Raw genomic sequence first — 12,863 nt, 5'->3', positions numbered from 1 at the left:
ACCCACGAGGAGCCCGTGAGCACGCCAGAGGAGCGCCGCGCCGAGTTCGCCGACGAACTTAAGCGAGTGCGGGTTGAAGTCGCCAAGCTGAACGGCAAGGACTTCGCCGCTCGGCTCGGTTGGGGTGCGACAAAGGTCTCGAAGATCGAGAACAAGCGGCAACCTCCCACTGACGCCGATGTCCTCACCTGGATGACCGGGGCGGGGGCATCGGCTTCTGAGGTCGAGCACATGCGCTCGTGGCTGCGCGGCATCGTCATGGACGAGGCGTCATGGAAAACCCAGCTTCGTAAGGGACACAGCGCCAGGCAGACCTACAGCAAGCACGTCGAGGCGTCGGCGAGGCGCATCCGAGTGTTCGAGTTGGTCATCGTGCCGGGACTCGTGCAGATCGCCGAATATGCGCGCCACGTTTTCGACACCGCCGCCGCGTTCCAGCAAGTGCCGATCGACACTGAAGAGGCACTCAGCATCCGCATGGAACGGCAGCACGCTCTGTACGACAACGCGAAAGAGATCGAGCTACTCATCTGCGAGTCGGCTCTGCTCTACTACGTTTGCCCACCGACCGTGATGGTCGCGCAGATCGACCGATTGCTCGCGTTGCTCGGTCTTCGTCCACGGTTCGGGATCATCCCGTTGGGTACTCGCCTTCCGGTCGTGCCGCCTAATGGCTTCTGGATCGTCGGCGAGCGGGTGCTGATCGAGACCGTCGACACGGAGATCAACACCGAGACACCCTCCGACATCGAGACCTACAACCGTCTTATGGATGAGTTGTGGACCGTGGCGGCGGAAGGCGACGAGGCTCGCAAGATCCTCGTTCGTTGCTCGGAAGCCGCAGCAGCCGCCGCCACGGCTGTCAGCGTCTCGCCACAGGAGGTAACCAGCTAAATGGACCGTGTGCAGTACAAAAAGTCGAGCTACAGCGGCGGGAGCCCTGAGGCGTGCGTCGAGGTCGGGTTCGGTTCCTCAGGTGTGTTCGTGCGTGACTCGACGGCCCCAGAGTCGGGCCGGGTGCCGTTCAGTCGTTCTGCCTGGGCCGGCTTCCTCGCATCCCCCAGCGTCGCGGAGCACGAAGTCACCACCATCTGATGCGTCCGCCGAGTTCGTCGAGGCTCGGCGGTTCGCTTCATCGACCAAACGTCATCACGGGTCGGTCCGAGAGCCCCTCTGGCGCGATTTCGCGCTGAGGAAGGCCATCCGGGTGTAGTGCTCGCGTTCAAGAGCCTGTGCGCGCTCCTCGACCATCTCAGGCGGCAGCACGCCGTCAGGGTCCGCCAGGACCCGAAACCGGTTCTTAGCCGCCTTCCGGGCTGCGTCGGTACGGGCCGTACGGTTTGTCGTGTTGGCCCATGACGCGTATGCGCCGAGCTTGGCGCGCAAAGTGCGCTGCGCTGGTGTCAGTTCATCACTCACTGCACCAGCACAGCGCACCTGTGTCACCTGGGTAGCTCACTACTTTCGGCTAGACCCGATCGCCGAGCCCCATCGAGCGGTGCGACGAGTGCGCCCGCTCGTCTGCCGCACTGGCTCCGTAGCGTCGCAGCATTTGATCCGACTTCCACCCCATAATCCTCATGAGGTCCGTTTCGTTTCCGCCCTTGAGCTGCCAAGTGTGCGCGAACGTGTGCCGCAGCCGATGCGCGAACATGTTCTCGACTCCAGCCTGCTGACCGCGCCGTTTGATCATTTGTTTGATCCCGTCCGCAGTCATCGGCCCGCGCAAGCCGAGCCAAAGTTCCGGCTTGCCCGCGTGCTTGTGCTTGGCTCGTGCCTTCAGGTAGCGGGTGATCGCTGTGCCGGTCTTGGGACCGAACGGGATCGAACGCTGCCTACGTCCCTTGCCGAGCACGCGAATCACGTCGACATCGAGGTCGAGGTCGTCGAGGTTGATCACCGCTTCGGAAAGGCGGGCCGCCGTATCGAAGTACAGGCGGATGATTGCGGTATCTCGGACCGATTCGAAGTCCTTGCCCTTGCAGACGTCGAGCAGCTTCGTCACGCCTCCGTCGGTGACGATCGGCACGGGCTTCTCAGGCAGGTCAGGCGCCTTCGTGCGATCCATCGGCGAACGGTCCATCTCCTCTTCGGAGTCGACCATCCACTTGAAGAAGGTCCGCAGGGCTCGGTAGTTGGTGTGCCCGTTCGGCGCCGACGTCTTCTCGATCAGGGCCGCGATGAATTGGTTGATGTGGTCCGGCGTGGTCTCGTCAGCCTCGAACGGCTCGCCTTGCGAGTAGGCCCACTCCGCAAGCTGACGCACCGCGTAGATGTAGATACGGATCGTGTTGTCCGACTTGTTCTGAGCCTTCAGTGCACGGTGCCACCCACGCGCGTGCAGTCCCCAGCCACCAGCGGGGAAGACGATCGACTTAGCCACGCTCAAAGCCTCCAAGCGGAGTGTCACTGAGCGCTGTGCTTGGAACCGCCTTGAGCGAGGGTGCTCCCTGACCAGCCGTCGTTGCTGGTCAGGGAGCAAGAAGAGCCGGCGAGGGGAATCGAACCCCTAACCTTTCGCTTACAAGGCGAGTGCTCTGCCAATTGAGCTACGCCGGCCGGCTCGTGTTCGCGAACATCGTAAGCGCCCGTTGCGGGTGCTACCTGCGGCGAACGGTCTGCTCTCAGTGTGATCGGATTGCTCCGACCGGAGTCAGACCAACCAACCGAGTGGATCAATGCGTCGGAGTGACCGCCTTGACCAGGTCAGGAGGGTAACCAACGGACAGTGATCATGTCCTCCTTTTCGGGTCGCCCGATCGGAGGTGGCAGACGACACAGCAACAGTCGAAGAGCCTGTCACGATCACACGACGGAGGTGCCTGAGATTTCCACGAACAGCCTGCACGGCCCCGCTCTTCCCGATGACACCACGGTTCACCTGGTACTCGATCTCGCCCTGAAGATCGGTGAGGTCCAAATGGCCAGCGGGGCCGGTGCGGCCGATGTGACAGCCACGATTCTCTCGGTCACCGAGAGCTACGGACTTCCGCACACCGAAGTCGACGTGATCTACACCTCTATCAGCGTGTCCTGTCACCGCGGCACAGAGGCGTTGCCGATCACCTCGATCCGCGTCGTCCGGCAGCGCGGTCTCGACTACACGCGACTCGCGGACGTCGAACACCTCGTGCGCAATCTCGGGCCTATCGAGGAAGCGCACGCACGGCTCGAAGACATCACGAACGCAAAGCACCCATATCCCCGTTGGGTCGCCACTGCCGCGTGGGGCGGAATGGCCGCCGCGGTCGCGTTCCTCGTAGGCGGCGGACTGGTTCTCGCACTCACCGCCGCGGTCATCACCGCCGTGGTCGACCGGGTCGGGCGGTTGCTCAACCGCCGGAACCTGCCGTTCTTCTTCCAGCAACTCGTCGGCGGTGCGCTCGGCACGGGTGCGGCGCTGGCCATCTACTCGACCGGGTTGCTGCCCGTGCGGCCGAGCCTGCTCGTCGCCGTCGGGATCGTCGTGCTGCTGTCCGGGCTCGCGCTGGTGAGCACCGTGCAGGACGCGATCTCCGGCTACAACGTCACCGCCGCGGGCCGCACGGTCGAGACGGTGCTGCTCAGCGCGGGCCTGATCGCGGGTGTAGCGCTGGCGATCCGCGCGGCCGTCCACTTCGGACTGGACATCCGGCTCAGCGACCCGTTGCCCGCGCTGATCTCCGCGGTGCCGATGCAGTTCGCGGCCGGCGCGGCGACGAGCGCGTTCTTCGCGCTCGCCTGTTACGCCCGGCCCCGCGCGCTCGTCGCCGCCGCCATCTCCGGCGCGATCGGCACGGCCGCCTACGGCCTCATGACGAGCCTCGGGCTGGACGCGCTGCTCAGTTCCGCCGTGGCCGCCGCGATCACCGGGTTCGGCGGCGCGACGATGACCCGCCGGCTGCGCATCCCGACGCTCGTCGTCGTGCAGGCAGGCGTCGTCCCGCTGCTGCCCGGCTGGACCACCTACCGGGGCCTGTTCCAGCTCACCGCCGAGGGCGATCCGGCCGGTTTGAGCACTCTCGTGTTCGCGAGTGGTATTGCTCTCGCTCTGGCCGGAGGTGTCGTGTTCGGCGAGTACCTGGCCCAGCCCGTGCGCACCGGACTGGGCCGTCTGGAGCGCAAGTTCGCAGGTCCACGCATGTCCGGGCCGCTCAAACCCACCAAGCGTCGTTTGGAGTGAAACTCGCTGTGACGGGGGTTACACGGCACGCCGACAGCACGCGTCCGCACTAGCCTCAGATCCGTGAGTATGGACATTGGCGAGAACGGGGCGGAATTCGTAGTCGTGGCCAACCGGCTGCCGGTTGACCTGGAGCGCTTGCCCGACGGAACCGAGCGGTGGAAACACAGCCCTGGCGGTCTCGTCAGCGCGCTCGAACCGTTCCTCCGCTCACACAGCGGCGCCTGGGTCGGCTGGCCCGGCGTCGCGGACACCGAGGTGCCGCCGTTCGAGGACGACGGCCTGCTGCTGCACCCCGTGGAGCTGTCGGCCAAGGAGGTCGAGGACTACTACGAGGGCTTCTCCAACGGCACGCTCTGGCCGCTCTACCACGACGTCGTGGCGCAGCCCGCGTTCCACCGGCACTGGTGGAACGCCTACGTGAAGGTCAACCAGCGCTTCGCCGACGCGACGGCGAAGGTCGCCGCCCAGGGCGCGACGGTGTGGGTGCAGGACTACCAGTTGCAGCTCGTCCCGGCGATGCTGCGCGAGCAGCGGCCCGACCTCAAGATCGGCTTCTTCCTGCACATCCCGTTCCCGCCGGTCGAGCTGTTCATGCAGCTCCCGTGGCGCACGGAGATCATCCGCGGCCTGCTCGGCGCCGACCTGGTGGGCTTCCACCGGCCCGGCGGCGCGCAGAACTTCCTCTGGCTGGCCCGCCGACTCGTCGGCCTGGAGCCGAGCCGCGGCACCGTGGGTGTCAGGACCCGGCCAGGTGTCGTGCAGGTCGGCGACCGCACCGTGCGCGTCGGCGCGTTCCCCATCTCGATCGACAGCGCGGGGCTCGACGCGGTCGCCCGGCGCAAGGAGACGCAGGCCCGCGCGAAGCAGATTCGAGCGGACCTGGGCAACCCCAAGCGCATCCTGCTGGGCGTGGACCGTCTCGACTACACGAAGGGCATCGACGTCAGGATCCGCGCTCTGTACGAGCTGATCGCGGACGGGCGCCTGGACCCGGAGGACGTCGCGATGGTGCAGCTCGCGACCCCCAGCCGGGAGCGCGTGGACCACTACGTGACGATGCGCAAGGACATCGAGCAGTCCGTCGGCCGGATCAACGGCGAGTTCGGGCGGGTCGGCAAACCCGTCGTGCACTACCTGCACCAGTCGGTGAACCGCGAGGAGCTCGTCGCGTTCATGAGCGCGGCGGACGTCATGGTCGTCACGCCCGTTCGGGACGGAATGAACCTCGTGTGCAAGGAGTACGTGGCCTGCCGATATGATCTTGGTGGAGCTCTGGTGCTCAGCGAGTTCGCCGGCGCTGCCGCAGAACTGACCAGTGCGTTCCTGGTGAACCCCCATGATCTGGACGGTGTCAAGAACGCTCTGCAGGCCGCCCTCGACATCGATCCTGCTGAAGGCCGCCGTAGGATGCGCGCGCTGCGCCGCCAAGTCCTCACCCACGACGTTGATCGCTGGGCAAGGTCGTTCCTGGAGGCGTTGGGCACGCAGACCTCGGTCTGAATCCTTTCAGATCCCACTGACCCATCGAGTGCTCCAGGAGGGGCGTTGACCGCCGAGGCCCTCCCCGCCGAACTGCGCCGCGCGATCGTGCAGCTGGCCAGGACCCCACGACTGCTGGTCGCCAGCGACTACGACGGAACACTCGCGCCGATCGTGGCCGACCCGGAGGCGGCTCGCCCGCTTCCGGAGTCGGTGAACGCACTGCGTTCGCTCGCGAGCCTGCACGAGACCACGTCCGCTGTGATCTCCGGTCGCGCGCTGCGCGACCTTGCCACCCTTTCCCGCCTGCCTGGCGAGGTCCACCTGGTGGGCTCGCACGGCTCCGAGTTCGACGTCGGCTTCGTCCACGCGCTGGACGCGAACGCCAAGGCGTTGCTGCGGCGCATCGAAGCCGAGCTCGAAGAGATCGCCGACGGCCAAGAAGGCGTCCAGCTCGAGGTCAAGCCCGCCTCCGTCGCGGTGCACGTGCGCCGCGCCGCGAGCGAGGCCATCGGGGAGGCCGTGCTCACCGCGGTCCGCTCCGGCCCGTGCACCTGGGAAGGTGTGCAGGTCACCGAGGGCAAGGCCGTCATCGAGCTCGCCGTCGTCGAGACCGACAAGGGCCACGCCCTCGACATCCTGCGCCACCAGGTCGGCGCCACCGCGGCGATCTTCCTGGGCGACGACGTGACGGACGAGAAGGCGTTCGCGCGCCTGTCCGGTCCCGACCTCGGCATCCGCGTGGGTCCCGGCGAGTCGCTGGCCCAGCACTACGTGAGCGACCCGTCCGACGTGGCGACGGTGCTGGCGTTCCTCCTGGAGGAGCGCCGCGCGTGGCTGCACGGCGACCAGGCCGTGCCGATCGAGCGCCTGACCATGCTCGCGAACGAGCGTTCGGTGGCGCTGGTGACGCCGGACGCCAAGGTCAACTGGCTGTGCCACCCCGAACCGGACTCCGCGGCGATCTTCGCGGACCTGCTCGGTGGCCCCGCCGCCGGCCACTTCTCGATCAAGCCGGAGCACGGGTCGCTGCCACTGGGCCAGCGCTACCTGCCGGGCACGATGATCGTGGAGACCCGGTGGTCGCGGCTCCTGGTGACGGACTACCTGGAGCACGACCTCGCCTCGCACCGCACGGACCTCGTCCGCCGGATCTCCGGCTCGACGAACGCGGTGATCACGTTCGCGCCGCGCCCGGAGTTCGGGCAGGTGCCGGTGCGGCTGCTGCGCGAGCGCGACGGCCTGCGCGTCGTCGGCACGTCGGACCCGATGGTGCTGCGCTCCCCCGGTGTCGACTGGGAGATCACCTCGGACGGCGTGCAGGAAACGGCACGCGCCGTCGTCCGGCCGCGTGAGGGCGCGCCGGTGTTGCTGGAGCTGCGCTGCGGCACCGACGACATCTCCGAGCACGCCCAGGCCGAGTCGGTGCGGCGTGACCGCGCCGCCGGCTACTGGTCGGACTGGGCGGCGGGGCTGCACCTGCCGAAGGTGCAGACCGACCTGGTGCTGCGTTCGGCGTTGACGCTGCGCGGCCTGGTGCACAAGGACTCCGGCTCGATCATGGCCGCGGCCACGACGTCGCTGCCGGAAGAGCTCGGCGGCGTCCGCAACTGGGACTACCGCTACTGCTGGCTGCGCGACGGCGCGATGACCGCCGCCGCGCTGGTGTCGGTGGGCTCCTACGCGGAGGCCGACGGCTTCCTGGCGTGGCTGCACGGCGTCCTGGAGACCATCCCGGGCCCGGAGCGGCTGCACCCGCTGTACACGCTGCACGGCACCCAGCTGGGCGCCGAGGCCGTCATCGAGTCGCTGCCCGGCTACGCGGGCTCCCGTCCGGTCCGCGTGGGCAACCTCGCGAACCAGCAGGTGCAGCTCGACGTGTTCGGCCCGGTCGTCGACCTGGTCGTGCAACTGGCCACCGCGCGCGGTTCACTCTCGGACGCCGACTGGTCGATGGCAGGGGCGATGGCCGAGGCCGTCTCGCGGCGCTGGCACGAACCCGACCACGGCATCTGGGAGGAGCGGCACGCGCCGCGCCACCACGTGTACTCGAAGGTCATGTGCTGGCTGACGATCGACCGCGCGATCAAGCTCGGCGAACAGTTCGGCCGTGAGCTCGACCCGTCGTGGGTGACGCTGCGCGACACCATCGCCACCGACGTGCTCAAGAACGGCTGGAACGACGAGGTCCAGTCCTTCACCACGGCCTACGACGGCGACGACCTCGACGCCGCCTCGCTGTTCGTGGGTCTGTCGGGCCTGATCGACCCGACCGACGAGCGCTTCCAGTCGACCGTCACGGCCATCGAGGCGGAGCTTCGGTCCGGTTCCACCGTGTACCGCTACCGCCGCGACGACGGCCTGCCGGGCGACGAGGGCGGCTTCCACCTGTGCGCCGCATGGATGATCGAGTCGTACCTGCTCACCGGCCGTCGCACCGAGGCCGAGGAGCTGTTCGGCCAGATCGTCGCGGCCGCGGGCCCCACCGGCCTGCTGCCGGAGGAGTACGACCCGATCGCGGAACGCTCGCTGGGCAACCACCCGCAGGCGTACTCGCACCTGGGCCTGATCCGCTGCGCCCAGCTGCTCTCGCAGTGATCTCGTAGTTCTGGTGCCGCCGCGGTCCTCCTAGGGCCGCGGCGGTGTCATTTCCAGGATCTCTGCTGTGCCCTGGTCCTCGCCGTACTGCTGGTGGGTGATCCGGTCACCCGCGTTGAGGTGGTCCCAGCCGCTCATCAGGAACGGCCGCAACCGCACGCGCGCGGTCTGCCCCGCCTCCAGCCTCGGCCGGCCCTCGATCCACATGGCCGCGACACCTCGGTGTCCGCCGAGGACCCACACTGGCCTCGTCCCCTGCTGCGGCACGGTCTCCGCCGTGGGGTAGAGCGTCAACTCGGCCAGCACGCCCCCGCTCAACGCCTCCCCGCGCCGCCAGTGGAACCAGGCGGGGTCGCACCCGATCTGCACGGCGGCTTCGGCCAGCAGGTCCCAGTAGCGAGCCGTCTGCCAGACGTGGCCCTCGAAGTCACCGAGAGCGTCGAACGCCGGCTGCACCCTGCCGCGCGCAACGTGCTCGTCGATGTCTTCACGCGTGACCCCGGCAGCAGTGCGCAGGCCCGGCGGCACCTCGGCGATGGCGAGCCGCAGGACGTCGTCCAGCTCGTCGATGTCGCCGTCGGACAGCATCTCGAGACCCCGCATGAGGTCGTACTGGACGTTGTCCGCGTGCCCATTCCGCATGAGCCGGTCCGCCTCGTCCCGCGACACCTCGAACGCCAGCACCACCGCGCTGAGGATGTCCTCCTTCGACATCTCGCTCTCGAGAAGCCGCCGGACGATGACCCGCTCCTCGACACCGTCCAGGTGCCAGGCCCGCAGCTGATAAAAGTTGATCACTCATGCCTCCCCTGAGGCGTGAGTATTCAGGGCCGAGGCGGCACCTTCTCGATGATTTTCGCCGTCCCCGGCGAGCTGCCGAGCAACGCGATCGTGTCGCCGCGGATGAGATGCGCCCACGCAGGCGGCACGAACGGCCTCAACCTCGCCGTCGCCCGTTCACCCGGCCCCAGCACGGGCTTGGACTCGATCCACAGCGCGGCCACCCGCTGATGCTTGCCCGTGACGTCCCACATCGGGCGTTCTCCCCTGGCCTGCAACGGTTCCGCGTCGACGTCCAGCACCAGCTCCACCCGTAACAGGCCCTGGATCGACTCCACGCAACGCCACTGGAACCAGGCCTCGTCCTGGTCCATCTGGGTCGCGGCCTCGGCCAGCAGGGCCCAGTAGCGCGGTGTCTGCCAGGTGTGGCCGTCGAAGTCGCCCAGGAGTTGGAGCACCAGCTCCCACTCTTCGAGGTCCAGGTAGTCGGGCAGATCTGCGCTCTGCACCTCCGGGGGCACCATGGCCGCCGCGAACCGCAGTAACTCGCCGATCTCGCTGTCGTGTCTCCCCAACACCCGCGTATTCGATCACGGGCCGTGGAGGCGGATGCGTTGGGCCGCTCGGGAGGTCTGGGGGCGCGGCCGGTGGGGTCGTTCCGAGTGGGGGTAGGGCCGCTCTGGGTGGGGTGAGGCCGCTCTGGGTGTGTGGGGGCGCTCCGCAGGTGTGTGGGGCGGCTCCGCGCCACTGCAGGCATCATCGCGCACGACGACACGTCGCACGCCACCCCGGACGACCGCGCGCCACCGCGCTCACCCCGCGCGGACACCACGCGTCGCCCGCGCCACCGGCAACACCACATCCCTTGGCGCGGCAGCGACTCGGCCGGCGTCTCCCGCGTCACCGCACTCGCCCCAGTGCCACCGCGTCCCCTGACGCGGCAGCGGCTCAGTCGTCCTCGCCCTCCCCGGCCCCGCCCTTGTCGCCACCCTTGCTGCTGCCCCTGCGGTTCAGCCCCAGCAACTCCAGCGCCGACACCAGGTCGTTCGCCACCAGCGCCCGCACCCCGTCCGGCAGCGGCCCGTGGTCCGGCGGCACCAGTGCCTTCTTGAAGCCGAGCCGCGCCGCCTCGCTGAGGCGTTTGCCGACCCCATTGACGCGCCGGATCTCGCCGGCGAGGCCGACCTCGCCCAGCACCACCAGGTCGGCGGGGAGCGCGATCTCGCGTTCCGCCGAGGCCACGGCCAGCACCACGGCGAGGTCCGCGGCCGGCTCGATCAGGCGCATGCCGCCCACGGTGGCGGTGAAGACGTCCTTCTGGAACAGGTTGACCTTGCCTCGCTTCTCCAGCACCGCCAGCGCCATCGAGATCCGGGCCGAGTCGAGGCCGCTCACCGCGCGGCGGGGAGCGGGCAGGTTCGTCTTGGCCACCAACGCCTGCACCTCGCCGAGCATCGGCCGCTTGCCCTCGACGATCACCGTGACGCAGGTGCCCTCGACGGCCTTCTCGCGCCGCGTGAGGAACAGGCCGGACGGGTCCGGGACGCACGCGATGCCGTCGTCGCGCAGCTCGAAGCACCCCACCTCGTCGGCTGCGCCGTAGCGGTTCTTGATGCCGCGCAGCAGCCTCAGGCTGGAGTGACGATCGCCCTCGAACTGCAGCACCACGTCCACCAGGTGCTCCAGAACCCTGGGCCCCGCAACGGATCCGTCCTTCGTGACGTGTCCTACCAGGACAACCGGTAGGCCGCGTTCCTTGGCCATCGCGATCAGTCCTGATGCGACGGTCCGGACCTGAGTGACGCCGCCGGGCACGCCCTCGACGCTCACCGTCGACATGGTCTGGATGGAGTCGACGATCAACATCGACGGCTTCACCTGGTCCACCTGACCGAGCAGCGCGCTGAGCTCGCTCTCGGCCGCCAGGTACATCTCGCCGTGGAGGTTGCCGGTGCGTTCGGCGCGCAGGCGCACCTGGCCCGCGGACTCCTCGCCCGTCACGTAGAGGCAACGGCCGTGCGACTCGGCCCAGCGGTGCGCCGTCTCCAGCAGCAGCGTCGACTTGCCGACGCCTGGCTCGCCGGCGAGCAGCACGACGGCACCCGGCACCAGGCCGCCGCCCAGCACCCGGTCGAACTCGCTGACACCCGTCGAGAGCGCCCGTGCCGACTCGATGTCGACCTCGCCGATCGGCCGGGCGGCCGAGGTCGGCGCGCCCGCCACCACGCGCGTCACGGACGCGGTGCCTCGTTCCTCGATGCTGCCCCACGCCTGGCACTCGGGGCAGCGGCCGAACCACTTCGCCACCTCGTGCCCGCACTCGGCACAACGGAAGATCGGCCGCGCTGTCTTCGCCACGGACCGAACGTTAGAGCACGGCACCGACAGAAACGTGCGCCGCAGGTCAGAGCCCATCCGACAGAAACTTCAAGATTTTTCGGGCCGGTTTGTCGATCCGCGGGGAGGCCCGTTCGACGCATTAGTGGAAGGACACACAAACCTGGAGGACACCGTGAGCACCGCAACCGTTTCCGCGACGCAGACCCGCAAGTTCGCCCTCGGCCGCTACGCCACCGTCGTCACCCGCGTGCTGACCGGCCTGCTGTTCGCCACGACCGGTCTGAACGGCTTCATCATGTTCATGCCCGCCCCGGATCCGAGCACGATGGCACCCGCCGGCGTGGCGTTCAACACCGCGCTCTACGCGACCGGGTACATGGTCCAGCTGTTGTCCGGCGTCCAGCTCGTCTCGGGACTCCTGCTGATCGCCGGCCGGTTCGTGCCGCTGGCGCTGGCCCTGCTCGCCCCGGTGGTCGTGAACATCTTCCTGTTCCACGTCTTCCTGGAGCCGAGCGGCCTGGTCATGGGACTGCTCGTCGTCGCAGCCGAGATCGGCCTGGCGTGGGCCTACCGCGACAAGTTCGCCCCGATGCTCAAGGCCTCCTGACCGAACCCGGCCTGAGAACGCAGAACGCCGCCCCCGGCAAGCCGGGGGCGGCGTTCTGCACGTCTCAGAGGCTCAGTGGCCCGAGTCGTGGCCTTCGCTCACGCGCTTGTGCTCGGAGGGCCCCACGGGCACCTCCAGCGTCACCGAGCCGGCCTTCTCGAAGAGGAACGTGACCTTGATGGTCTGGGCCGCCACCACTTCGCGGTTCAGCTTCTTGAGGGTGCAGCGGATCTCCAGCACCTCGAGGTCCGGGTCCACCGCGGCCGACGACGAGGTCGGTGCGACGGACGAACCCGACGGCCGGCCGCTCGACGACGCGCCCGAGGACGGGGCCACCGAGGAGGACGACACGCCCGACGACGGGGCACCGGATGACGGCGGCACCGACGAGGACGGGTTCGACGACGGCGCGCCCGAGGTCGGCACGACCGAGGACGAGGCGGACGACGACGGCGCGGAGCTCTTCGTCGGCGCCTTCGAGGCGTCGTACTCGGCCCGCAGCGCGTAGCGCGCCGGGATCTCCTTCGAGCCGACGACCTCCGCTTCGGACTCCGAGGCCTCCGACTTGACCGACAGCAGCTTGTCCGGGGTCGCCCCCGTGTTCGCGATGACGAACGTCAGCGGCGCGTCGGCACCATCCGCGTACCTGTTGCCGTCCGACGGGAAGGCGAGCATCACGTTGCGCACCGCGATCGGGCCCGCGTTGCCGCTCGCACCGTCGACGGCGGCGACCTGGGTGTCGGTCTGGGTGACCTGACCGGCGCTGCAGCCGACCGCCACCAGGCCGAGGCCTGCGGCCAGCGCTGCCGTCACGATCATCCGGCGAGACACTCCTGAGTTCACGGCTCCAGCGTCCTTCCTAGGGAACAACCACCAGGCAAGGAGCCTAACCGG

General features: G+C 68.5%; 12 protein-coding genes and 1 tRNA gene. 6 read left to right on the top strand and 7 right to left on the bottom strand.

Annotation, left to right across the window (positions count from 1 at the left end; genetic code table 11):
* Positions 1 to 15: 15 nt before the first annotated feature.
* Positions 16 to 894 carry a helix-turn-helix domain-containing protein gene (locus ACSHWB_RS16140; RefSeq protein WP_439662836.1) on the top strand — a complete coding sequence of 293 codons (879 nt, stop codon included), beginning with the start codon at positions 16 to 18 and terminating at the stop codon, positions 892 to 894.
* A complete protein-coding gene (locus tag ACSHWB_RS16135) occupies positions 895 to 1,095 on the top strand; it encodes a DUF397 domain-containing protein (RefSeq protein ID WP_439662835.1) in 201 nt (66 codons plus the stop codon). It abuts the gene before it with no gap.
* A gap of 54 nt (positions 1,096 to 1,149) precedes the next feature.
* Here the strand turns inward: ACSHWB_RS16135 and ACSHWB_RS16130 are convergent, their stop codons facing one another.
* From ACSHWB_RS16130 to ACSHWB_RS16120, 3 genes are all read right to left on the bottom strand, one after another.
* Positions 1,150 to 1,419 (bottom strand): hypothetical protein, encoded by a 270-nt coding sequence (locus ACSHWB_RS16130; RefSeq protein ID WP_439662834.1) that lies wholly within the window; start codon positions 1,417 to 1,419, stop codon positions 1,150 to 1,152.
* A 49-nt stretch (positions 1,420 to 1,468) separates the two neighbouring features.
* A complete protein-coding gene (locus tag ACSHWB_RS16125; RefSeq protein WP_439662833.1) occupies positions 1,469 to 2,383 on the bottom strand; it encodes a tyrosine-type recombinase/integrase in 915 nt (304 codons plus the stop codon).
* Positions 2,384 to 2,486: 103 nt separating this feature from the next.
* A tRNA-Thr gene (locus tag ACSHWB_RS16120) sits at positions 2,487 to 2,559 on the bottom strand.
* A 175-nt stretch (positions 2,560 to 2,734) separates the two neighbouring features.
* Between ACSHWB_RS16120 and ACSHWB_RS16115 the strand changes: the two genes are divergently transcribed.
* From ACSHWB_RS16115 to otsB, 3 genes are all read left to right on the top strand, one after another.
* Positions 2,735 to 4,162 (top strand): threonine/serine ThrE exporter family protein, encoded by a 1,428-nt coding sequence (locus ACSHWB_RS16115; protein ID WP_439662832.1) that lies wholly within the window; start codon positions 2,735 to 2,737, stop codon positions 4,160 to 4,162.
* A 69-nt stretch (positions 4,163 to 4,231) separates the two neighbouring features.
* Complete coding sequence (locus ACSHWB_RS16110; protein ID WP_360048692.1) at positions 4,232 to 5,665, top strand: alpha,alpha-trehalose-phosphate synthase (UDP-forming); 1,434 nt, start codon at positions 4,232 to 4,234, stop codon at positions 5,663 to 5,665.
* A 45-nt stretch (positions 5,666 to 5,710) separates the two neighbouring features.
* The gene (gene otsB, locus ACSHWB_RS16105; RefSeq protein WP_439662831.1) at positions 5,711 to 8,242 is read left to right on the top strand and encodes a trehalose-phosphatase; all 2,532 of its coding nucleotides are present in this window, start codon (positions 5,711 to 5,713) and stop codon (positions 8,240 to 8,242) included.
* Between the two features lie 30 nt (positions 8,243 to 8,272).
* Here the strand turns inward: otsB and ACSHWB_RS16100 are convergent, their stop codons facing one another.
* The 3 genes from ACSHWB_RS16100 to radA form a co-directional block, all read right to left on the bottom strand.
* Entirely contained in the window at positions 8,273 to 9,040 is a 768-nt protein-coding gene (locus tag ACSHWB_RS16100; protein WP_439662830.1) for a hypothetical protein, read from the bottom strand.
* Positions 9,041 to 9,066: 26 nt separating this feature from the next.
* Positions 9,067 to 9,600 carry a hypothetical protein gene (locus ACSHWB_RS16095; RefSeq protein ID WP_439662829.1) on the bottom strand — a complete coding sequence of 178 codons (534 nt, stop codon included), beginning with the start codon at positions 9,598 to 9,600 and terminating at the stop codon, positions 9,067 to 9,069.
* Positions 9,601 to 9,970: 370 nt separating this feature from the next.
* The gene (gene radA / locus ACSHWB_RS16090) at positions 9,971 to 11,380 is read right to left on the bottom strand and encodes a DNA repair protein RadA (RefSeq protein ID WP_439662828.1); all 1,410 of its coding nucleotides are present in this window, start codon (positions 11,378 to 11,380) and stop codon (positions 9,971 to 9,973) included.
* Between the two features lie 154 nt (positions 11,381 to 11,534).
* Between radA and ACSHWB_RS16085 the strand changes: the two genes are divergently transcribed.
* Entirely contained in the window at positions 11,535 to 11,969 is a 435-nt protein-coding gene (locus ACSHWB_RS16085; RefSeq protein WP_439662827.1) for a hypothetical protein, read from the top strand.
* Between the two features lie 72 nt (positions 11,970 to 12,041).
* Here the strand turns inward: ACSHWB_RS16085 and ACSHWB_RS16080 are convergent, their stop codons facing one another.
* The gene (locus tag ACSHWB_RS16080) at positions 12,042 to 12,788 is read right to left on the bottom strand and encodes a hypothetical protein (RefSeq protein ID WP_439662826.1); all 747 of its coding nucleotides are present in this window, start codon (positions 12,786 to 12,788) and stop codon (positions 12,042 to 12,044) included.
* Positions 12,789 to 12,863 lie beyond the last annotated feature (75 nt).

Source organism: Lentzea sp. HUAS TT2, assembly GCF_051853195.1.
Lineage (GTDB): Bacteria > Actinomycetota > Actinomycetes > Mycobacteriales > Pseudonocardiaceae > Lentzea.
The sequence above is the reverse complement of the archived record's forward strand: the minus strand, read 5'-3'. Positions and strand labels throughout refer to the sequence as shown.

Excerpts from the sequence above, each read along its gene's own strand:
- ACSHWB_RS16080 (WP_439662826.1), bottom strand. The coding sequence starts at position 12,788 with ATGATCGTGACGGCAGCGCTGGCCGCAGGCCTCGGCCTGGTGGCGGTC.
- ACSHWB_RS16110 (WP_360048692.1), top strand. The coding sequence starts at position 4,232 with ATGGACATTGGCGAGAACGGGGCGGAATTCGTAGTCGTGGCCAACCGG.
- ACSHWB_RS16115 (WP_439662832.1), top strand. The coding sequence starts at position 2,735 with ATGTCCTCCTTTTCGGGTCGCCCGATCGGAGGTGGCAGACGACACAGC.
- ACSHWB_RS16135 (WP_439662835.1), top strand. The coding sequence starts at position 895 with ATGGACCGTGTGCAGTACAAAAAGTCGAGCTACAGCGGCGGGAGCCCT.